Below are 19,287 nucleotides of genomic sequence, written 5' to 3'. Positions count from 1 at the left end.
GGTCGCCACCGCAAAGCTTCCGCCATTGTGGTTTTGCTCGCGGCCTGTGTCGCCGCACCGCAGGCCGTTTCGATGGAAGTCATTCGCCTGGGCGACACACTGGTTCTCTCCGGCGAGATCGTGCGGCGTGACCTCGACGCCGTGCAGGCCGAGTTCAACAGGACGCCCATGATCACCCATGTCGTGCTGCGCAATTCGATGGGGGGCAACAGCTGGACGGGTTATCGGCTCGGTGAGCTGTTCCGCGAGAAGGGCGTGACCACGGTGGTGTCTGGCCACTGCGTATCAGCGTGCTCGCGCCTTTTCCTGGGCGGCAGGCAGCGGCTGTTTTCCGACGATTTTCCAGCCAGCCTGACCTATGTGGGTTTTCACGGCCACTATGACTTTGGCAAGCTGAACAACGCGGCAGTGGAGAAAAACGACCTGCTGCAATGGACGTTGAAATTCACCGACGGCAAGGCCGATCCGGCATTGGTGAAGCGCTGGATCAGCATTGAGCGCCGCGCCGGCGATGTGCGCTTTTATCCGCCAGCAGTTGCGTCGCGTTTCGGGCAGGCGACCATGCTCTGCCTCGGCACCGAGTCGGCCCGGCCGCAGCAATGCGAGAAGATCGCCACCAGCGCGCTGGCGCAAGGGGTTGTGACGTCGCAGGTGATCTGGTCGAGTCCGGACAGTGGAAACCTGCCCTATGGCTGGCGCCGCGAAAAGTTCCCGACCACCGCGTACGCCACGCTGGAACAAATCGACAAGCTGCCAGTGCGCAACCCGCTGGCCAAGCGCGATTTCGGGCAGTTTCGCCTGGCGGCGCTGCCCCGCGCTTTCGCCGTCTCGGCCAACGGTGCGCATTGGGCCTGGAGCGCCAACGATCCAAACTCGATTGATGTCGCGCTGGCCCGCTGCAAGGCCCGGGGTGGTGGGCAGACCACGGGCCCCCGATGCGTGCTGTACGCCGTAGACGAGCGCGTCGTCTACCCCGGCACAGCATCGCGCTGAGCGCCATGCCGAAGTCGCATGAACGCCAGAGTGCATCCGGTACGTGCGGCCGGGCCTCCTAAAATTGGTGCATGAAAAAAACTCGCGTCCTCGTCCTTGCCGGTGGCCAATCCGGTGAACATGAAGTGTCCATCAACAGTGCGCGCAGCGTGCTGTCCGCGCTCCCGAAGGATCGCTTTGATGTGACCAGCGTGGTGATCTCCCGTGAGGGCCGCTGGCTGCCGGCGCCCGACTCAGCGCGGGCGCTGGAGCGCGGCAGCGCGCCCAGCGGTGGCGAGCTTGTGCTGCATCAGGCCAGCGCGGCCGAGGGTTACGACGTAGTGTTCCCGATCCTGCACGGCCCCAACGGAGAGGACGGCACGGTGCAAGGCATGCTCAAGCTCGCTGGCATTCCGTGCGTGGGCTCTGGCGTGCTGGGCAGCGCCGTCTGCATGGACAAGGTGATGGCGAAGGCCGTTCTCGCCTCACACGGCATCCCGCAGGTGGCGTATCAGCTCGTCACGCGTGCCGAGTTCGCCAGTACGCCGGAGGATGCCGTCGCGCGCATTGTGTCGCTTGGCTTCCCGGTATTCGTCAAGCCAGCGAATCTGGGCTCCAGCGTTGGCATCTCGAAGGCGAAGAACGAGACCGAGCTGCGCACCGCACTGCGATTGGCATTCGAGCTGGATCGTCGTGTGATTGTTGAGGCCGCGACCTCCGAGAAACCGCGCGAAATCGAGGTGGGTATCCTCGGCAACGACGATCCGAAGGCAAGCCCGGTAGGCGAGCTGACCTTCGACAGCGAGTTCTACGACTACGAAACCAAATACACGGCCGGCAAGGCTGAAATGCATATCCCGGCCAAGATTCCGGCGGCAATTTCGGACCGCGCCCGCGCGCTGGCGATCGAGGCCTTCCGCGCGCTCGATTGCGCGGGCCTTGCGCGGGTGGACTTCTTCTATCTCGACAGCACGGGCGAGTTGTTCCTCAATGAGGTGAACACCATGCCCGGTTTTACCAAGACCTCGATGTACCCCGAGCTCTGGCGCGCCGGCGGTGTGAAATACGGCGACCTCGTCTCAAGACTGGTTGAGTTGGCGCTGGAGCGGCGCTAGGACGGCGCAAGAATCCCGCGTCCGAGCGACGTCGGGAACCAGGCCCACGAAGCCCTGAGGAAGTTGAAACTGGCGTTCACGCGCCTGGCGTGAAAGCGAGTCTGCCGCCTACTTCTTCGCGTTGTACTCCTGCACCGTCGTCCACGCGACTGACTGCAGGAATTTCGCCGTCGCCACATCGAGCCCGGCGGTGTAGCTGTTGCCTTCCGGGTTGGTTTTGTAAAGCGAAGCGAGCACTGTGCAGGCGGCGAGATAGGTGCCCGCGAGACTCGGGTGCCGCTTGTCTGCGACGTAGAGGTTCAGATCGGGCCGCGCCTTGACGGACGCCGCAAACGCGAGGCCTGCGGGCACCACGAGCGCGTTGTGCAGGCGCCCGGCCTTGGTGTACTCCGCGGCGAGCTGTTCCGTCATCTCCGGTTTGTCCTGATAGGCCCAGGACATGAAGAACGCCGGGCGTGCCCCATTCTTGCGGGCAATTTCGCTGTTCTTCTGCGCATAGTCATAAAAGAACTTCTGCAACTGCGGGTGGATCGGGCACTGGCTGCAATCCATCATCAACACCACGTCGAACGGCTTGGTGAAGGTGTTGAAGACGACATTGTTGTTGCGGTCGAACGAATAGGAACCCACGCCGCCCGGCTTGAAGTGCGATTCGAGATCGTGCCAGTTGATGCCGGAGCCGCTGATGGTTGCGGACACCGCACGATGGCCGGACTTGTCGCCGGTCGTCGCGCCCTGAATCAACTGCCCGACATGGCCGTGCATGCTGTTGTTGTAGTAGAAGAAGCTGTTGCCGACCCAGAGTACGGCCTTGGTCTGCTCCGGCCCGCTCGCGGTGGCGCCAGTGGGCGTAACGGACTGGGTCGAAGCGCAGGCGCCGAGCAGAAGCGCGGCGCCGGCAAGCAGCAACGCGCTGAAAGTTCTGAAGCTGATGGTCGTGATGGCTTGCATGGTTTGCTCCCCTGCCAGATGTCAATGCAAGGGTTTTAGAGCATCGCAGCGCAACTTGGCCGATTTTGTTCCGGCAGCGGCGTCGAATCTGCGCAACTAGCCTAGCCCGAGTGCCATCCAGACCCGCCTTGCCAGCGGATAGAGCACCCGGTGCGCGACCGCCGAAATGACCGCAGTCACAGACGCGACCAGCGCCGGAAGGATGGCGCCGAAAGTGAACGTCATGCCAAGCACGAAACCCAGCACGCACTCGGCACGATAGACACGAAACACCAGTGCCAGCAGCAGCATGCCGAAGAACAAAATGGAGGTCACATCCTGGTAGCCCAGCGAGAACGTCGCAGCAAGCGACGCACCGAACAGCAGTTCCGCGAAAAATCCGACGAACACGCCGCGTGCCAGTCCTGCGGCTTCAGCCTGGCCACCCGGCGCGTTGATCGTTGCTGCAGCAGCAGTCGCTATGGATCGTCGCAAGGCGATGCCGCCCAGAAACCAGCTGATTGCGGGCAACAGCAGCAGTCCCCATCCATTGGAGACCGCGGGCATATCGGCGCGATTGAGGAAGTGATGGCTGGCGATACCGCCGTGAAAGTGCTCCCACGCAAGGTGGCCGATCTCGGCCAGAAGGACTGCCACGGTAAGGTAGATGCGAATTCGCTTCGCCTGCTGTTCGTTCATTCGGACTGACCTCGCATGCTTGTGCACCAATGGTCGTCACGAGTCGCCGACCGCCGCGACGGATTGTGTCGCACCACCACCAGGTTGCAGGCACTGACGCGACCAGTCGCAGAAACGCGGAGGCCGGTAGCGGGTAGGACAGCGGCTAGCATCGCTTCATCACCATTCAGAACGCGAAATATGCAGCCTCAAGCCATAAATGAAGCCGCCGAACTGATCGCCGCACATTTCGCCAGCGGCTCGCGCCGGGACGAATTGCCGGCCGCATGCCGTCCGGCCTCACGCGCCGAGGGCTATGCAGTACAGGCTGAAGTCGTGCGCCAGCTCGGGCAACGGCCTGTCGGCTGGAAGATCGCGGCGACCAGTATGGCCGGGCAGAAGCACATCAACGTCGACGGTCCACTGGCCGGTCGCCTGCTGGTCAATCGCATATTTGCGGCGGGCAGCGAAGCCGCCAATTCAATTGACCTGCGTGGCAATCTGCTGCGGGTTGCCGAGGCCGAGTTCGCGTTTCGCATGGCTCGCACGTTGCCCCCGCAAGCAAACGGGCAGCAGTATGTCGTGGACGAGGTCATGGCGGCCGTTGACAGCCTGCATCTCGCGATCGAGGTGCCAGACACCCGGTTCAACGACTTCGTCAAAGTCGGTGCGCCAACACTGATTGCCGACCTCGCCTGCGCATCCTGGTGGGTCGTCGGCAGCGCCGTGACCATTGATTGGCGCAGCATCGACCTCGCGGCGCACCGCGTGACCGCCAGCAACGCCGGACGGACCGTTGCCGAAGGCATCGGCGCCAACGTGTTCGGCGATCCGCGCATCGCCCTTACCTGGCTGGCCAATGAGCTTTGCACCTATGGCAATGGCTTGCAGGCCGGTGACTTCATCACTACCGGCACCTGCGTGGTGCCGGTGCCCTGCGCGCCCGGTGACGCACTGACGATGGACTTCGGGGCGCTAGGCACAATTGCCGTCACGTTCCCATGAAGACGCTGGTGGCGTCTACTTTCTTGTCGCGGCAGCGTCTTCGCGGTTCTTTGCTGCGTCGTCACGCATTTTCTTCAACTGCGCCAGCCAGTCAGTCCAGTCCATCGGTCCGGTCTCGAATCGCTTGCGCAGATTGATGAGTACGTTGCCCCACGCACGGTCGAAATACGCATAGGCCTTGTCCCACTCGCCGCCATCGCCCCAGCCCGTGTGATGAATCGACACCCGGGTGGACTTGTCATCGACCGGGGTCAGCCGCACGACGACAAAGGTCCGCTGCTGACGTGCCTCCGGCAGGCTGGGCGGAGCGTTCCAGTCGAACGAGAGCATCTTCCTCGGTTGCAACGCCAGAAAGCGCATATCGTCGGCGCCCTTCATGCCTGGTTCGGCGAGCGGGTTGATGTGGATCTGAAAGGCGCCGCCAACGCGCGGGTCAACGACCGCGTCGGGAGCAAAGAAGCTGATGATCCCCTCGCGCGTTGTCCACGCCATCCACGCTGCATCGACGTTGGCGGGCACCACAATCTCCTTGTCGATGGCGCGCTCAGTGGCGCTGGCGGATGGCAGCAAGGCGATTTGCAGCAACGCCACGAGGGCGACACAAATCAGATATAAAAATTTTTGCATCCAGTTCTCCGTTGTTGCGCCGCCCGGATCGACCGCGCATGGCCGGCGCGAAGCGTAGCGCATTCGCGTGCATGCGGAAATGTCGGCGTCGCGCACGGTGTCAATCCGACATCACCACCCGATTGCGCCCTGCTGCCTTGGCCGCATACAGCCGGCGATCAGCGGCGGCTAACAAGGCATCGGCGCAATCGCCTGCGTTCGTTTGACTGGAAGCCCCGACGAGCGCTTCGGCGCTGCAGGCGATTCCTGCGCTTACGGTCACCACCAGGCGCTCGGCAATCTGCGGCCACGGCACGCGATCGAGGTCCTTCTGCACTTTGACGGCGACCGCCCGTGCCTGTTCCACCGATGCGGCTACCAGCAACAGCGCGAACTCTTCACCGCCAATACGGGCCGCCAGATCGTCGGTGCGGCGTTCGCTGCGAAGAATGGCGGCGAAGCGCTTCAGCACGGCGTCCCCGATGGCATGGCCATGCGTGTCGTTGATCTGCTTGAAGTGATCGAGATCGAACAGCACCACGGCAAACGGATGGCCGGTTTTCGCAGCCTCTGCAAGCGCTGCCAGCTTGCGGTCAAACGCCCGACGGTTGGCCAGTGCCGTGAGCCCGTCTTCACTGGCCAGTCGTGTCCACTGTTCCGCCAGCCGGTTCACTTCGTCGCGCCGTTCCTGCCGCCCCGCAGCGGAATGCGCCGCATCATCACGCAGGCGACGTTCTGCAGCCCGTGTCTGCTTCAGTGCATCGAGCGCGGCGGCGGTGTCGCCGACTGACTCGTAGGCGGCAGCCAGCTCCTCGCACGCACCGGCGAGATCGCGTGGATTGCCCTCCTTCAGCTTGTCGATGGCACTGCGAAACGCCGCAATCGCCTCCTGCGGACGACCGAGCGCCTGATAAGCGGCGCCGAGATGGCTCTCCGACACCGCGCCGTGGCCGCGCAGACCGAGGCGGTATTCCTCATCGCGCGCCCTCGCGAGGATTTGCAGGGCCAGTTCGTTATCTCCGGCAAGGCGGGCGGCAATGCCGGCGTTGCCTAGTGCCATCGCCCGCAGTCGCAGCAGGTTGCGCGCTTCAACGTCCTCGACAAAGGCGAGCCAGTCGGCGAGCAGTCCGCGATAGGTGTCGAGCTTTTCGGTCTCCGGCCGGCGATCGGTGCTGCTCAGCCGGGAGCGGGCGTTGATCAGCGAGTAGCGGGCGTGGAACAGGCGCTCCGGGGTCCGCGCATGCTGTTCGAGTTGCTGCACCACCCGCTCAAGAATCGGGATTGCCTGTTGATGGCGGCCGAGGATGGAGTAGGAAATCGCGAGCGTCCGCGATGACCGTGCCAGCAATTCCTGATCCTGATGAGTGGTCGCGATGTCTTCACACTCTGCCGCGAGATCGATGGCGCGGTCGTGCTCCTCCAGCGCCTGCAGTGCAAATGACAGCGCCAGATTGGCCTCGGCAACGAGCAGCGGCCTGCCCATCGGCAGCGCCAATTCGCGTGCTGCCGTTGCTACCCGCAGCGCATCGAGTGGCTGCCCTAGGGTCACCAGCGCGTTGCACTTCATGCACAGCAGGATCGGGCGTTCCTCGTCATCACAGCCTCGCAGCGCCTCTTCCGCATCGCGCAACGCGTCCTGCAACCGCCCAGTCTCAAGCATTACGCCAATGGCGAGGGCACGCGACGTATGCTCCGAGGCCGCAGCGGCGGAGGAAACAGGAGAAGCAACCATGTTGCAAGCGTAGACGAAGCCCGCGTCCCGAGGGGCTGCACAGCGGCGGCCGGCATCGCGTCGAGCTCGTTGGCAGCGGGAATGCAACGCAGTGCACGTAACATCGCGGCATCGATTCAGGAGCAGCATCATGGCGCATTCGACGGCGACTCAATTCTTGCGATCCAGCAGCCTGGCCGCCCTGGTCACCATGGCGCTGGTCGCCGGCTGCATGTCGCTGCGACCACTGGAGCCCGGTGCAAGCACGGCGGACGTGCGCGCCGCATGGGGAGCGCCGACGACGCAAGTGCGGCTGCCCGCCGGGTCTGGTGGCGGCGAGCGCTGGGCGTACAGCAGTGCACCGGAAGGCCGCACGGTGCAAATCCTGAGCTTTGACGAGACTGGCAAGCTGGTCAGCAACGTTCAGGGGCTGACACCGCAGCGGGTTGCCCAAGTGGTCATCGGTCAGACGCAGGACGAAGTGGAAGCACTGATCGGACCATCGTACTGGTCGCTGCGCTATCCGTTCCGGCCCGAGGAACTGGTACACGTTTACCGCTTCATGGACGGCACCTTTCCAACCTGCTTCTACGTTGGCTATGGCAACGACGGCCGCGTCAGCAGCACCGGCAGCCGGGAGGAAGACAAGGGTGTGCGAATCATGCGGCCGTGCTGACTGGAAGCAGCAGCCGCGCTGGCGGATCAGCTTTTCAGCAAGAATCGCATTTCAATTCGGCGTGAGTGGATATATCGATGCAAGTCGACTTTTTGCTCAATAGCCCTATTCGCCCTTATTGGATAAGACTTTCCACGTAAAGCTGTATTGCCAACGATTGCCGTGCGCTTTGCCGACACTGCCCCAAAAGAAAAACGCGTCCACAAGTAAAACGGGATGGGTGGCGTAGAAACAACGACTCCACTGGCGAGTCGGCCGCCCGGCTCCATCACCAACAAGCTCCAGACAGGCATGCAGAAAGACGAAGTACAAAAGCAAGGCGGCCGTTCAACCTCGTGGCTCTGGCTGAAGCGGATTTCGATTGTCGTCGGGGTCGTGACCACTGGAGCGGTCGCACTCGGCCTTCACACCTGGTTCGCCAGGCCGCTGTCGGTCAACTGGTTCTACACACGGGTTTTTGTGCAGTTCGCGCTGGACAACCCGGAGTTCCTCACCGCGCTGCGCATTTTCGAGCCGCTCGGAATCCGTGGTCACAACGCAAAGCTGGCTGACGCCTCGCAAGCCCACGAGGACCAGACTTTCGCCTGGTTGCGTGATACCCAGGCGACGTTGCGCCGCTATGACCACAGCGCCTTCACCGGGCAGGACCGGCTCTCCTACGACATCTTTGCCTACTACGTTGACGACAGGGTGCGCGCAGAGCGCTGGCGCCATCACGGGTGGCCGGTCAACCAGATGGTCGGGGTACACACTTCGTTGCCCAACCTGATGACGCAGCAGCAGCAGATCAACGACGCCACCGACGCCGAGCACTACATTGCACGGCTCAATGAATTCCCGCGCCGCTTTGCCGAGGTCATCGCCGACCTGAAAATTCGCGAGTCCAAGGGCATCCTGCCGCCGAAGTTCGCCGTCGCCAAGGCATTGGACCAGATCCGCGATTTCACCGCCGCTGGCGCGAGCAACAATCTGCTGGTCTCCAGTTTGCGCGACAAGCTCGGCAAGATGCCGGCTGATCGCGTCGATGCAACGCAACGCGCTGCCCTGCTCGCGCGCGCCGAGGCAGCCGTGGCGGCCAATGTGGTGCCTGCATACGCGAGTCTTGCAGCCTACTTTGAAACGCTACGTGGCAAACCGCTCCACAACGATGGCGCGTGGGTGCTGCCAGACGGCGCGGCGTACTACCAGTACCGAATCGAGAGCAACACGACGACCACGATGACGGCGCAGCAGATTCATGCGCTGGGTCTGAAGGAGGTGGCACGCGTCGGCACCGAGATGGACGCGATACTGGCACAAGCGGGCTATGCCCAGGCCACACGTGCCGAGCGCATCGCGGCGCTCGCGAAGTCCCCGTCGCAGCGCTATGCCGACAGTGCCGAAGGTCGCGCACAAATTCTCAAGGATTATCAGGCGATCATCGACGAAATCACCGCGGGGCTCGATGGCAGCTTCAAGACCAAACCCCACGCCCGTGTCGAAGTCAAGCGCATGCCGGAATTCACCGAGGCAGGCACGCCGGGAGCGTACTACAGTTCGCCGCCGATGGATGGTTCTGCACCGGGCACGTTCTACGCCAATCTGCGCGACGTCGCCGAAACACCGCGCTACGTGATGCGCACGCTGGCGTATCACGAAGCGGTGCCCGGCCACCATCTGCAGACGGCCATCGCGCAAGAGCTCACTGGATTGCCGATCTTCCGCTCCCTTCTGCCATTCACCGCCTACGACGAGGGCTGGGCGCTTTACGCGGAGCATCTGGCCTGGGAGATGGGCTACCAGAAGGATCCGCTCAACAATCTCGGTCGCCTGCGCGACGAGATGCTGCGCTGCGTGCGCCTGGTCGTCGATACCGGCCTGCACAGCGAACGCTGGACGCGCGAGCAGGCGATCGCCTACATGATGCGCGAGACCGGCATGGGCGAAGCCGAGACGGTGACCGAAATCGAGCGCTATATCGTCGACCCCGGTCAGGCGCTGGCCTACAAGGTGGGCATGCTGAAGATCCTCGAACTGCGCGAGCGGGCGCGCAGCGCGCTCGGCAGCCGCTTCGACATCCGTGAATTTCACGATCAGGTGCTGCTCAACGGTGCCCTGCCCCTCGCGGTGCTGGAGCGCGTGGTCGACGACTACATCGCCAATCGGCGCAAAGCCGGCTAGAGCCGGTCATCCGGCAGCGCCAGTGCCCGATCTGCGAGAAAATACGCGCTTAGCCCGGTTGTACCGCTGTATCTGCCCGCCATGAGTTTCCCTGCCCACCACCTCGAACTGCTCTCCCCCGCCCGTGACGCCGATATCGGCCGCGAAGCGGTGCTGCACGGCGCCGACGCGGTGTACATCGGTGGCCCTTCGTTCGGTGCCCGCAACAAGGCGGAAAATACGGTAGCCGACATTGCTGGTCTGGTTGAATTTGCGCATCGCTACGGCGCACGCATCTTCGCCACCGTCAACACCATCCTGCACGACAGTGAGCTGGAGGTCGCACGCAAGCTCATTCACCAGCTCTACGACGCCGGCGTCGATGCCCTGATCGTGCAGGACATGGGCATCCTCGAACTCGACATTCCGCCAATCGCGCTGCATGCCTCGACGCAGTGTGACATCCGCACCGTCGAAAAGGCGAAATTCCTCGGTGAAGTGGGCTTTTCGCAACTGGTGCTGGCGCGTGAACTCACCATCCCGCAGATTCGCGAGATGCGCGCGGCTGTCAACCCGGATGTACCGCTCGAATACTTTATTCACGGCGCGCTGTGCGTAGCGTTCTCGGGCAATTGCTACATCAGCGAGGCGCATACCGGGCGCAGCGCCAATCGTGGTGGCTGCTCGCAGGAGTGCCGCCGGCCCTACACGCTGGAAGACGCACAGGGCCGTGTCGTCGCCTTCGACAAGCATCTGCTGTCGATGAAGGACAACAACCAGAGCGCCAACCTGCGCGCGCTGATCGACGCCGGCATCCGCAGCTTCAAGATCGAGGGCCGCTACAAGGACATGGGCTACGTGAAGAACGTCACCGCCCACTACCGCCAGCTGCTCGACGAGATTCTGGAAGAACGGCCCGAACTTGCACGGGCCTCACATGGTCGCTGCCGCTACACCTTCACGCCTGATCCCGACAAGACCTTCAACCGCCAGAGCACCGACTACTTTGCGACCGGACGCAAGACGGACATCGGCGCCTTCGATGCCCCCATTCACGTCGGGCTGCCGCTCGGCACCGTGACTCGGGTGGCGGCGGAGTGGTTCGAGGTGGACGCACATGACACGCTGGCCAACGGCGACGGCATCACCTGGATGCACAAGCGCGAGGTGAAAGGCGCGCAGGTGAATGTCGCGCGGCAGATGGGCGAAGTCTGGCGAGTCACCCCCAATCAGCCAGTTCGCGAGCTTGAGGCTGCGGGACTGAAACCCGGCGTCGCGCTGAGCCGCAATCGCGATCACGCCTGGGAGCTGGCGTTGACGCGCAAGTCCGCCGAGCGACGCATCGACGTGAGCCTGCGCTTCACCGAGACCGCCGACGGCTTCGCGTTGCAGGTCACCGACGAAACGGGTGCCTGTGGAACGGCGACCGTCACCTTGCCGCATGACCCGGCACAGAGCCCGGACCGCGCCGAGGCAAGTCTGCGCGATAACCTCGCCAAGCTGGGCAACACGATCTTCAGCGCCACCGAAGTGGAAATCGCGTGGTCGCAGCCCTGGTTCGTCCCCGCCTCTGCCGCCAACGCATTGCGGCGAGATGCCGTCGCCGCGCTGGAGGTGGACCGAGCCGCGCGCTTCGTCAAGTGGTCGCGGCGAGCAGCGGCTGAACCGCCGGCGCCTTACCCCGGCGAATCGCTGAGTTACCTTGCCAATGTTTACAACCAGGCGGCGCGCGATTTTTATGCGAAGCACGGCGTCAGCATGATCGACGCAGCGTACGAAGCGCATCAGGAGGCCGGCGAAGTGCCGCTGATGGTGACCAAGCACTGCCTGCGGTTCTCATTCAACCTGTGCCCGAAGCAGGCGAAAGGCGTGCAGGGCGTACAGGGCCAGGTGCGCGCGGAGCCGATGACATTGATCAGTGGTGGCGACCGCCTGACCCTCAAGTTCGACTGCAAGCCCTGCGAGATGCATGTGATGGGCAAGGCCCGTTCGCACATCCTGCGCGCGCCCCCGCCGTCCAGCGTTGCAATCCCGGCATCGCCTTTGAAGTTCTACGCCAAGCGACCGGTCGACACAATCACGTCGTAGCGGATTTGGGCACGCGCCAATCGGACTAGCTTCGGGTATGTCGTCCAGCGGCCATGCGGCAAGCCAGGTCGAACGCATTTTTCATCGCGCCAACGTTGGCAATGCCACGCCCTGCGATGTCGTAGGCGGTGCCGTGGGCAGGGGTGGTCACCGGGATCGGCAGCCCGCCCTGCACAGTGACGCCGCGCTCAAAGCCCATCAGCTTCATCGCGATCTGCCCCTGATCGTGATACATCGTCACGATGCCGTCGTACTGACCATTTTTGGCGCGCACGAAGATCGTATCTGCGGGAAACGGGCCGTCAACCGCACAGCCGCGTGAACGGGCCAGCGCAATGCCGGGCTCAATGACCGTGCTTTCCTCATTGCCATAGTTGCCGTTGTCGCCGTTATGCGGATTAAGCCCGCACACCGCCACCCGTGGCTCCGTCTTGCCAGCGGCAAGCAGCGAATCGGTGATCAGTTTCGCTGCGTCGGCCACGCCTTCCGGGGTCAACAGGCCACTCACGTCCCTGAGCGCCACATGAGAGGTGACGCGGGAGGTCCACAGCGTGTCAAGCACATTCAGCTCGCCGGTGTAGCTGTGGCACCCCAGCAGATCCTCGAACCAGCGTAGCTCGTCCTGCTGCTGCATGCCGCCAGCACGCAGGGCGCCCTTGTTCAATGGCGCGAAGCACAGCGCGTCCGTCGCGCCCTGCTGCGTCAGCCGCGCACCGAGCGTGAGCATGTCGAGCATGAACTTGCCGTTGTCTGCTTTCGCCTGCCCGCGCTCAAAGCCGTCGGCGTTGAGCCCCGGCCAATCCACCAGCACGGGCGACGGCAGGTCCCGACTGCCAATGTCGCTGAGCGCCACGATTGGCAAATCGCGGTGAACGCCCGTCTCGTGCATGGCGCCTGCCAACACGGCGCGACTGCCGATCACGTAGACATTGGCCTGACCGGCAGACTCGTCGGCCAGCAGCTTGACCACCAACTCCGGCCCAACGCCCGCCGGATCGCCGATGACCAGTGCAATATTCGGTTTCATCGTTGCTTCACGCACCGGTCAATCGAGCTTGACGTTGGCATCGCGGATCAACTTACCGAAGCGGTCATATTCGCTGCGATTCAGTGCCGCGAACTGCTCTACGCTCATGCCACCGGGCTCACCGCCGAGGCCCTTGAGTCGGGTTTGCACTTCCGGCAGCTTGAGCACTTGCTGCGTCACCTCGACCAAGCGCGCCACCACATCACGCGGTGTTCCGCCAGTCACGTAGAGTCCGTACCAGGTCGTCATCTCGGCAGCCGGATAGCCCAGCTCGGTCATGGTCGGGACGTCCGGCAACTCAGCCGAGCGGCGCGGCGATGTCACCGCCAGCGGCTTCAGCTTGCCGCTCTTGATGTGTCCCATGGCAGACGAAGTGGTATCGAGCATGATTTGCACGCTGCCGGCGATCAGATCCAGATGCGCCTGCGCACTTCCCTTGTAAGGCACGTGTGACATCTGGGTAGCGGTCGCCAGCTTGAACGCCTCGCCGGCCAGATGCTGCGTGCTGCCGACGCCGCTGGATGCATAGCTGAAGCCGGTTGGCTTCGCCTTCATCATCGCGACCAGTTCCTTCACGTCCTTCGCCCCGACCTGCGGATTGATGACCAGCACATTCGGCACCGTGACGATCAAGGCAATCGGGGCCAGGTCCTTGATCGGGTCGAAGGCAAGCTTGATCAGATGCGGTGCAATGGCCTGTCCGGTATTGGTGGCCACCAGCAGCGTGTGGCCATCGGCTGGGGCTTTGGCAGTGAGGTCAGCCGCTATGGTGTTGGAGGCACCAGGCCGGTTCTCAACAACGAACGGCTGCTTCAGTTCGGCACCAAACTTCTCGGCCAGCATGCGCGCGATGATGTCGGTACCGCCACCCGGCGATGCGCCCACCATGATCTTGACTGGCTTGTTCGGATACGCCTGCGCGTTCGCAGCCGTCGTCCCGACCAGCATCGCCGCCGGCACCAGCGACACCAGCCATGTCGCGCAAATCCGCGTCATCATTCCCTGCGAATTACGCATTTCTTCCTCCGTTGATTTTCCCGATTCCATTCAGGGCTTTGCTGCAGCCGGAGCGACCGCTGCCCCCTGAATGCCGTGCCGCACGAGTGAGGCAGCAACAAAGCCGCTTGCCTTCATCTCTTCGACGAACGCCTTCAGATAGTCACCCGCCACCGCCCGCGGTCGCGGCGTACCCATGGCTTGGTTGATCGCCATGAAACGCCCCGGCAGTAAACGCAGGCCCGGGATGCGTGCGGCATCCATCTGCAACTGCTGCTTGACGCCGGCAGCGACGTCCAGTTTTTGTGCGATGAAGGTGTCTGTCACCGCCTGCGACGTCGTCGCGTGAACGATCTTCGCGTTCTTCAGCTCGCGCGAAAGATAAAGGTCGTAGGCGCTGCCCTTCGCCGCCGCCACGCGAGTCCCGTCGCGGTCCACCTCCTCGTTCGCGCGCAACGGTGAGCCTTCGCGCACCAGATAAGCGCCCTCGATCACCACATACGGCGCGGTGTAGACCGTGGTGACGGCACGTTCCGGGTCAATCGCCACGAAGGCGATCGCCACCTCGTTGGCGCTGACCGCCTCCACTACCTTGCCAGCAGCGCTGAACTGCACCAGTTCCACCTTCACGCCCAGTCGGCGCGCCAGTTCACGGGCAAGGTCGACGGACACGCCGACCGGTTCGCCCGTCGCAGGATGCCGGTTGGCCAGAATCGGATTGCCGAAGTTGATCGCTGCGCGTAGCGTGCCGTCGGGTGCCAGCGCGCGGACAACCTCAGGCGGCGCCGGGCCGACGGTTGCGCTCATCGTCCCGCAACCCGCGAAAAGTGCCAGCAACGGCGCAGCCAGCAAGGCAACAAGCCGCGAACCGCCTGATTGCAAAACGGTGCCCGCGAGGGTTGCCGGGCGCGCATCAGAACTCAAGCTTGTCACCCGGATTGATCGGGAACATCTTGACCGTGGTGTTGCCTAGCGCCGCAGCAAACTCGGCCGTGGTGCCGCGCAGCACGGGCGTGGTGCCGTAGTGGATCGGAATGGCGTATTTCGGCTTGATCATGTCGCGGGTGGCAACCGCCGCATCGGCGGGGCTCATCACGAAGTGACCGCCAATCGGGATCATCACCAGATCGGGCTTGTAGTACTCGCCGATGAACTTCATGTCGCCGAACAGGCCGGTGTCGCCCATGTGCCAGATCTTGAAGCCATTCTCCATCTCGATGATGAAGCCCACCGGCTCGCCACCGGGGTGCGTTTCATCCTTGTTGGTCGCCGGGTTCTTCCAGTTCAACTCCGAGGAATGTTCGGCACGCGTCGCCGTGATCTTCACGCCGTTGGCACCGAACGGCATGATGGTGCCGCCCTTGCCGAAGCGGGGTGCCAGCTCGGCCGGCAGGATGCCCAGCGTGGCCACGGCGGCATTCATGCCCGCCGGACCGTACATCGGCACCTTGTGCTTTTCGGCGAGGGCCGGTGCATCGGCGAAATGATCGAAATGCCCGTGCGTCACCAGAATCAGATCGACCTTGCCGAGCGCGTCGAGGTCTTTGTAGGTCTGCGGTGTTTTTGGATTGGTGCGCAGCCACGGATCGATCACGATCACCTTGCCGCCGGGTGTCTTGATGCGGGTAGCGGCCTGGCCGAGCCAGAGGATCTCGGTCTTGCCGCTGGCGGCAGGGGCGGCGGGCGCAGCAGGCGCTTGCGCTGCTGCGAACTGCGGCAGCGCGCACAGCGCAACGCCGAGCGCGGCGGCGATCGCGCCGCGACGGGCCATATTGAACGGTTTCATGCGGACCTCCTTGGTAGTAACTCTGGATTGGACTGCGCAGCAGGGTCAAGCGTCAAGTGCGGCGAACCCGGGGCGACTCATTCGACTTTGCCGATGCGCTGCACCACCTCTGCCATCTTGCGCGCATCAGCGTCCCAGTACTGCCGGAACGCTGGCGCATCGAGATAGGCAAGCGGCGTCTGCAGCGTGACAAATGCCTGGCGGAAGGCGGGGTCGTCCTGCGCGTCGCGGGCCGCCTTGCGCAGCGCGGCGAGCACCGGTTCAGGCGTGCCTGCTGGCGCGAAGAGGCCCGACCACTGGGCATATTCGACCGCCGCACCGAGCTCGCGCAACGTAGGTACTTCCGGCAATGCCGGATGCCGTTCGCCACCCCAGTTCGCCAGCACCCGCAGCTTGCCCGCCTTGACGTGCTGCACCACGGTGGACGGCCCCGACGCCACCGCATCGAGCGTGCCGCCCAGCAGTGCAGTCACGGCGGGCGCAGCGCCGGTGAAGGGCACGTGCGTCATGCTGATCCCGGCGCTGGCGGTCAGCATTTCCATCGGCACATGCATGGTGCCGTAGTTGCCGGAAGAACCGTAGTTGAGCTTTTTCGGGTTGGCCTTTGCGTAGGCGACAAATTCTGCGAAGCTCTTCCACGGCGAATCCGCACGCACCGCAAGCACGACAGGGTCAGCCGTAAAGCGCGCTACCGGCAGCAACTGGTCGAGCTGGAACATCGGCGCCCGACCCAGCACACGGTCGGCTTCCGGAATCACCGAGATGGACGACAGCGCCAGCAGCAAGGTGTAGCCGTCAGGTTTCGCCTTGGCCACATAGGCCATGCCGATGCCGCCGCCGGCGCCCTGTTTGTTCTCGATCACCACCGACTGCCCGAGCTGCTTGCCCAGCGCCTGCGCCACTGGTCGCGCCACATTGTCGGCCACGCCACCCGGCGGGAAAGGCACGATCAGTGTGATGGGACGCGACGGAAAGTCCTGTGCGGCCAGCGGCAACGATGCCGCCGCAGCAACCATGAGCAACGGCGACCACCACACGCGCATGCGGCGCAGCCTGAGCACAAATTGCCTGCAGAACGACATATGACCTCCTCCGTCGCTATCGTCGCATTCGTGACGCCGGTTATAGCCTGCCATTGGCACGAAACGCTGTCGCCAGTCCGATTCATTTAAGCGTGCGGCGCAGCGCTTTCAGCTTTTTCCTGAAACGACTTCCGAATGGGGCTTTAGAAGGCATTTTCCCGAAAGTCGCCTTTAGTCAAATTGCGTCCATAGCCCGCATAAAATGGTCGTTACGACAAAAAGATGTAATCGCTGCGCGCGATCGCGTTCGCCGCAGCGAAAGGATGTCGCACCTGCCCTTGCGATCCCGTCTACGTCATCTGTGCCCGCAAGGCGCCGGGCGGTCCACGACATGGCGACTGCCAGCGTTTTTGAGGTTCGCTACACTTTTGCCAACTCTGAGGTTCCCATGATTCGTCTCGTCTCCGCCGTTTCCGTGTTGCTTGCTGCTGGCGCCGCCAGCGTCACCTTCGCACAATTGCCCAAATTCGACACCGCACCGGGCAAATGGAGTTACAACACGCGCACCGAAATCCCCGGCATGGGCAGCATCCCGATGAGCTTCGAGCAATGCGTCACGCAGAAGGACATCGATGAAGGCCGCAACCTCAATTCGCAGAAGGAAGCGGGCATGGACTGCAAGTATCAGGACGTGAAGGTCACCGGTAACCGCTATCAGTTCACCGCAGTCTGCACGGGCAAGAACCTCCCTGAACCCATGGTGATGAGCTACGACATGACGGCCAACCCGAATCAGTTCGACGCGAAAATGACGATGACCGGCGGCAACGCCAAGGCCATGGGCGGCAAGATGAACATGAGCATGTCGGCCAAGCGTCTCGGCGGATGCTGATTCTGCGGATGGCAGCGTCGCTCGCCGCGCTGGCGGTGAGCACAATGACGGTCGCGCAAACGCCCGGTGAGTGGCGCTATGTCATCGCCACAGACATGAAGAACATCCCGGCAGACATGCGGGTCAACTTCCCGACCATCGATTTCAAGGTATGCCGCAGCGCCGATGACTTCGCGAGCGGCCGCGCATTTGCGCTGCAGACACTGGCGAGCAGTGCCGATCGCTGTCCGAGCACCGATTTTGAGCGTACACCCCTGTTGCGAATCGCGCCAGGAGCAGCGCCAGCTGGCGCACCGGAGGGGATTCGCTTCCGCTACGCCTGTGACGGCGGCAAGACGCTCGACGGCAGCGCGCAGGGGCGGGTAGGACCAAAACGTTTTGAGATCACGCTCGAATCACGATACATCCCGGCGTCGCAGGGCATTGAGCGCATAAAGCAGCAAATGACCGGCACCTGGCTCGGCCCGTGCAAGGTAAAGCCTGATGCGGATGCGCTGAAGGTCACAGGCAAGTAAATTCCGCGCAACCCGGCAGATGCTCATGCGCCAGGCATCTCGCTTTTGTAAGGGTTACGTTCACCGCCGCGACAGTTCTGCGCTTCCACCGGTTTGCTAACCTTTCGGGAAACCGGTGCCCACTTCTTGCAGGACAAACATGCACGCCGTACTTCCCCGTCTCGAAAGCCAGCGCACCACTTTTCCACCGTTGCGTCGGCGCAGCGTGAGCACCTTGCAGGTCAACCTCGGCTACAAGTGCAACCAGTCCTGCCTGCATTGCCACGTCGCCGCGAGCCCGCAGCGCACCGAGATGATGGATGGCGAGACGGTTGATCTGGTAATTGACACGCTCAGGCACGCCGGAGCCAAAGCACTGGACCTCACCGGCGGCGCTCCGGAGCTGAATCCGTACTTCCGTGCGCTGGTCGCCGAGGCCCGTGCACTCGGCGTCAGGGTCATCGATCGCTGCAACCTCACCGTGCTGTTCGAGCCCGGTCAGGAGACCACAGCGCAGTTCCTCGCCGACCATCAGGTCGCCGTCACCGCCTCCCTGCCCTGCTATTCGGTCGACAATGTCGACAAGCAGCGCGGCAACGGCGTATTCGACCAAAGCATCCGTGCGCTGCAACTGCTCAACAGTCTCGGTTACGGCGATGGCGCCTCCGGGCTGGAACTCAATCTCGTCTACAACCCGCAGGGGCCATCGTTGCCGCCGTCGCAGGTGAAGCTGGAATCCGACTACAAGCGCATCCTCGGCGAGAGCTTTGGCATCCGCTTCGATCATCTGTTCACGCTGGCCAACATGCCGATCCAGCGATTCGGATCAACGCTGATTTCAAAAGGCACCTTCGACGGCTACATGACGCTGCTGAAGGACGCGCATCGCGACGAAAACCTCGATGGCGTGATGTGTCGCGACCAGTTGAGCATTGACTGGCAGGGTTACGTTTACGACTGCGATTTCAACCAGATGCTCGGCCTCGCCACCCGTGCAGGCGGGCGCCCACGCACCCACCTGCGTGATGTGCTGGCCAGCGCGCGCGACGCCCTCAACGATGGTGCCATCGTGGTGCGTGATCATTGCTACGGCTGTACGGCGGGTCAAGGCAGCTCCTGCGGCGGAGCGCTGGGCTAGCCACGTCGTCGC

The 19,287-nt window shown here is 63.2% G+C and carries 18 protein-coding genes; 9 read left to right on the top strand and 9 right to left on the bottom strand.

Going from position 1 to position 19,287, the window contains the following annotated elements; translation table 11 throughout:
* Positions 1-72 precede the first annotated feature (72 nt).
* Together FKL89_RS07070 and FKL89_RS07065 are read left to right on the top strand one after the other, a co-directional pair.
* Positions 73-993, top strand: a complete 921-nt coding sequence (locus tag FKL89_RS07070) for a hypothetical protein (RefSeq protein ID WP_156862093.1) — start codon at positions 73-75, stop codon at positions 991-993.
* A gap of 71 nt (positions 994-1,064) precedes the next feature.
* Positions 1,065-2,087 (top strand): D-alanine--D-alanine ligase family protein, encoded by a 1,023-nt coding sequence (locus tag FKL89_RS07065; RefSeq protein ID WP_156862092.1) that lies wholly within the window; start codon positions 1,065-1,067, stop codon positions 2,085-2,087.
* Positions 2,088-2,195: 108 nt separating this feature from the next.
* Here the strand turns inward: FKL89_RS07065 and FKL89_RS07060 are convergent, their stop codons facing one another.
* Both FKL89_RS07060 and FKL89_RS07055 read right to left on the bottom strand, forming a co-directional pair.
* Complete coding sequence (locus FKL89_RS07060) at positions 2,196-3,038, bottom strand: SGNH/GDSL hydrolase family protein (RefSeq protein ID WP_156862091.1); 843 nt, start codon at positions 3,036-3,038, stop codon at positions 2,196-2,198.
* A gap of 96 nt (positions 3,039-3,134) precedes the next feature.
* On the bottom strand, positions 3,135-3,716 hold the full coding sequence (locus FKL89_RS07055; protein WP_156862090.1) for a hypothetical protein: 582 nt from the start codon (positions 3,714-3,716) through the stop codon (positions 3,135-3,137).
* A 180-nt stretch (positions 3,717-3,896) separates the two neighbouring features.
* Between FKL89_RS07055 and FKL89_RS07050 the strand changes: the two genes are divergently transcribed.
* Positions 3,897-4,700 (top strand): 2-keto-4-pentenoate hydratase, encoded by an 804-nt coding sequence (locus tag FKL89_RS07050; RefSeq protein WP_156862089.1) that lies wholly within the window; start codon positions 3,897-3,899, stop codon positions 4,698-4,700.
* Positions 4,701-4,715: 15 nt separating this feature from the next.
* Here the strand turns inward: FKL89_RS07050 and FKL89_RS07045 are convergent, their stop codons facing one another.
* Together FKL89_RS07045 and FKL89_RS07040 are read right to left on the bottom strand one after the other, a co-directional pair.
* Positions 4,716-5,327 (bottom strand): SRPBCC family protein, encoded by a 612-nt coding sequence (locus FKL89_RS07045; RefSeq protein WP_162527429.1) that lies wholly within the window; start codon positions 5,325-5,327, stop codon positions 4,716-4,718.
* 100 nt (positions 5,328-5,427) lie between these two features.
* Entirely contained in the window at positions 5,428-7,038 is a 1,611-nt protein-coding gene (locus FKL89_RS07040; protein ID WP_162527428.1) for a GGDEF domain-containing protein, read from the bottom strand.
* A gap of 130 nt (positions 7,039-7,168) precedes the next feature.
* Here FKL89_RS07040 and FKL89_RS07035 point away from each other — a divergent pair, with 130 nt between their 5' ends.
* From FKL89_RS07035 to FKL89_RS07025, 3 genes are all read left to right on the top strand, one after another.
* On the top strand, positions 7,169-7,693 hold the full coding sequence (locus FKL89_RS07035) for a hypothetical protein (RefSeq protein WP_156862086.1): 525 nt from the start codon (positions 7,169-7,171) through the stop codon (positions 7,691-7,693).
* A gap of 291 nt (positions 7,694-7,984) precedes the next feature.
* Positions 7,985-9,853 carry a DUF885 domain-containing protein gene (locus tag FKL89_RS07030; protein WP_156862085.1) on the top strand — a complete coding sequence of 623 codons (1,869 nt, stop codon included), beginning with the start codon at positions 7,985-7,987 and terminating at the stop codon, positions 9,851-9,853.
* Between the two features lie 81 nt (positions 9,854-9,934).
* Positions 9,935-11,920: a peptidase U32 family protein gene (locus FKL89_RS07025; protein WP_156862084.1), complete on the top strand. Its 1,986-nt coding sequence runs from the start codon at positions 9,935-9,937 to the stop codon at positions 11,918-11,920.
* Positions 11,921-11,945: 25 nt separating this feature from the next.
* Here the strand turns inward: FKL89_RS07025 and FKL89_RS07020 are convergent, their stop codons facing one another.
* The 5 genes from FKL89_RS07020 to FKL89_RS07000 all read right to left on the bottom strand — a co-directional run bounded on the left by FKL89_RS07020 (position 11,946) and on the right by FKL89_RS07000 (position 16,811).
* A complete protein-coding gene (locus FKL89_RS07020; protein WP_156862083.1) occupies positions 11,946-12,947 on the bottom strand; it encodes a 4-hydroxythreonine-4-phosphate dehydrogenase PdxA in 1,002 nt (333 codons plus the stop codon).
* Positions 12,948-12,965: 18 nt separating this feature from the next.
* The gene (locus FKL89_RS07015; RefSeq protein WP_156864591.1) at positions 12,966-13,946 is read right to left on the bottom strand and encodes a Bug family tripartite tricarboxylate transporter substrate binding protein; all 981 of its coding nucleotides are present in this window, start codon (positions 13,944-13,946) and stop codon (positions 12,966-12,968) included.
* 48 nt (positions 13,947-13,994) lie between these two features.
* Positions 13,995-14,750 (bottom strand): ABC transporter substrate-binding protein, encoded by a 756-nt coding sequence (locus FKL89_RS07010; RefSeq protein WP_156862082.1) that lies wholly within the window; start codon positions 14,748-14,750, stop codon positions 13,995-13,997.
* A gap of 106 nt (positions 14,751-14,856) precedes the next feature.
* Positions 14,857-15,729, bottom strand: coding sequence for a metal-dependent hydrolase (locus FKL89_RS07005; RefSeq protein WP_238363521.1), 873 nt, complete (start codon positions 15,727-15,729; stop codon positions 14,857-14,859).
* Positions 15,730-15,806: 77 nt separating this feature from the next.
* Complete coding sequence (locus tag FKL89_RS07000) at positions 15,807-16,811, bottom strand: tripartite tricarboxylate transporter substrate binding protein (protein ID WP_238363520.1); 1,005 nt, start codon at positions 16,809-16,811, stop codon at positions 15,807-15,809.
* A 388-nt stretch (positions 16,812-17,199) separates the two neighbouring features.
* Here FKL89_RS07000 and FKL89_RS06995 point away from each other — a divergent pair, with 388 nt between their 5' ends.
* The 3 genes from FKL89_RS06995 (at position 17,200) to arsS (ending at position 19,275) form a co-directional block, all read left to right on the top strand.
* Positions 17,200-17,643 (top strand): DUF3617 domain-containing protein, encoded by a 444-nt coding sequence (locus FKL89_RS06995; protein ID WP_162527427.1) that lies wholly within the window; start codon positions 17,200-17,202, stop codon positions 17,641-17,643.
* 8 nt (positions 17,644-17,651) lie between these two features.
* Entirely contained in the window at positions 17,652-18,158 is a 507-nt protein-coding gene (locus FKL89_RS06990; protein ID WP_156862080.1) for a DUF3617 domain-containing protein, read from the top strand.
* A 139-nt stretch (positions 18,159-18,297) separates the two neighbouring features.
* Positions 18,298-19,275 carry an arsenosugar biosynthesis radical SAM (seleno)protein ArsS gene (gene arsS / locus FKL89_RS06985; protein WP_156862079.1) on the top strand — a complete coding sequence of 326 codons (978 nt, stop codon included), beginning with the start codon at positions 18,298-18,300 and terminating at the stop codon, positions 19,273-19,275.
* The last annotated feature ends 12 nt before the right edge of the window (positions 19,276-19,287 follow it).

Source organism: Casimicrobium huifangae (assembly GCF_009746125.1).
Lineage (GTDB): Bacteria > Pseudomonadota > Gammaproteobacteria > Burkholderiales > Casimicrobiaceae > Casimicrobium > Casimicrobium huifangae.
Note: the sequence above shows the minus strand (reverse complement) of the source record. Positions and strands in the feature narration are given on the sequence as shown.

Coding starts and splice junctions, on each gene's coding strand:
- FKL89_RS07035 (WP_156862086.1), top strand. CDS start 7,169: ATGGCGCATTCGACGGCGACTCAATTCTTGCGATCCAGCAGCCTGGCC.
- FKL89_RS07040 (WP_162527428.1), bottom strand. CDS start 7,038: ATGGTTGCTTCTCCTGTTTCCTCCGCCGCTGCGGCCTCGGAGCATACG.
- FKL89_RS07000 (WP_238363520.1), bottom strand. CDS start 16,811: ATGTCGTTCTGCAGGCAATTTGTGCTCAGGCTGCGCCGCATGCGCGTG.
- FKL89_RS07060 (WP_156862091.1), bottom strand. CDS start 3,038: ATGCAAGCCATCACGACCATCAGCTTCAGAACTTTCAGCGCGTTGCTG.
- FKL89_RS07055 (WP_156862090.1), bottom strand. CDS start 3,716: ATGAACGAACAGCAGGCGAAGCGAATTCGCATCTACCTTACCGTGGCA.
- FKL89_RS07070 (WP_156862093.1), top strand. CDS start 73: ATGGAAGTCATTCGCCTGGGCGACACACTGGTTCTCTCCGGCGAGATC.
- FKL89_RS06990 (WP_156862080.1), top strand. CDS start 17,652: ATGGCAGCGTCGCTCGCCGCGCTGGCGGTGAGCACAATGACGGTCGCG.
- FKL89_RS07015 (WP_156864591.1), bottom strand. CDS start 13,946: ATGATGACGCGGATTTGCGCGACATGGCTGGTGTCGCTGGTGCCGGCG.
- FKL89_RS06995 (WP_162527427.1), top strand. CDS start 17,200: ATGATTCGTCTCGTCTCCGCCGTTTCCGTGTTGCTTGCTGCTGGCGCC.
- FKL89_RS07010 (WP_156862082.1), bottom strand. CDS start 14,750: ATGAGCGCAACCGTCGGCCCGGCGCCGCCTGAGGTTGTCCGCGCGCTG.
- FKL89_RS07025 (WP_156862084.1), top strand. CDS start 9,935: ATGAGTTTCCCTGCCCACCACCTCGAACTGCTCTCCCCCGCCCGTGAC.
- FKL89_RS07050 (WP_156862089.1), top strand. CDS start 3,897: ATGCAGCCTCAAGCCATAAATGAAGCCGCCGAACTGATCGCCGCACAT.
- FKL89_RS07030 (WP_156862085.1), top strand. CDS start 7,985: ATGCAGAAAGACGAAGTACAAAAGCAAGGCGGCCGTTCAACCTCGTGG.
- FKL89_RS07065 (WP_156862092.1), top strand. CDS start 1,065: ATGAAAAAAACTCGCGTCCTCGTCCTTGCCGGTGGCCAATCCGGTGAA.
- FKL89_RS07020 (WP_156862083.1), bottom strand. CDS start 12,947: ATGAAACCGAATATTGCACTGGTCATCGGCGATCCGGCGGGCGTTGGG.
- arsS (WP_156862079.1), top strand. CDS start 18,298: ATGCACGCCGTACTTCCCCGTCTCGAAAGCCAGCGCACCACTTTTCCA.
- FKL89_RS07045 (WP_162527429.1), bottom strand. CDS start 5,327: ATGCAAAAATTTTTATATCTGATTTGTGTCGCCCTCGTGGCGTTGCTG.
- FKL89_RS07005 (WP_238363521.1), bottom strand. CDS start 15,729: ATGAAACCGTTCAATATGGCCCGTCGCGGCGCGATCGCCGCCGCGCTC.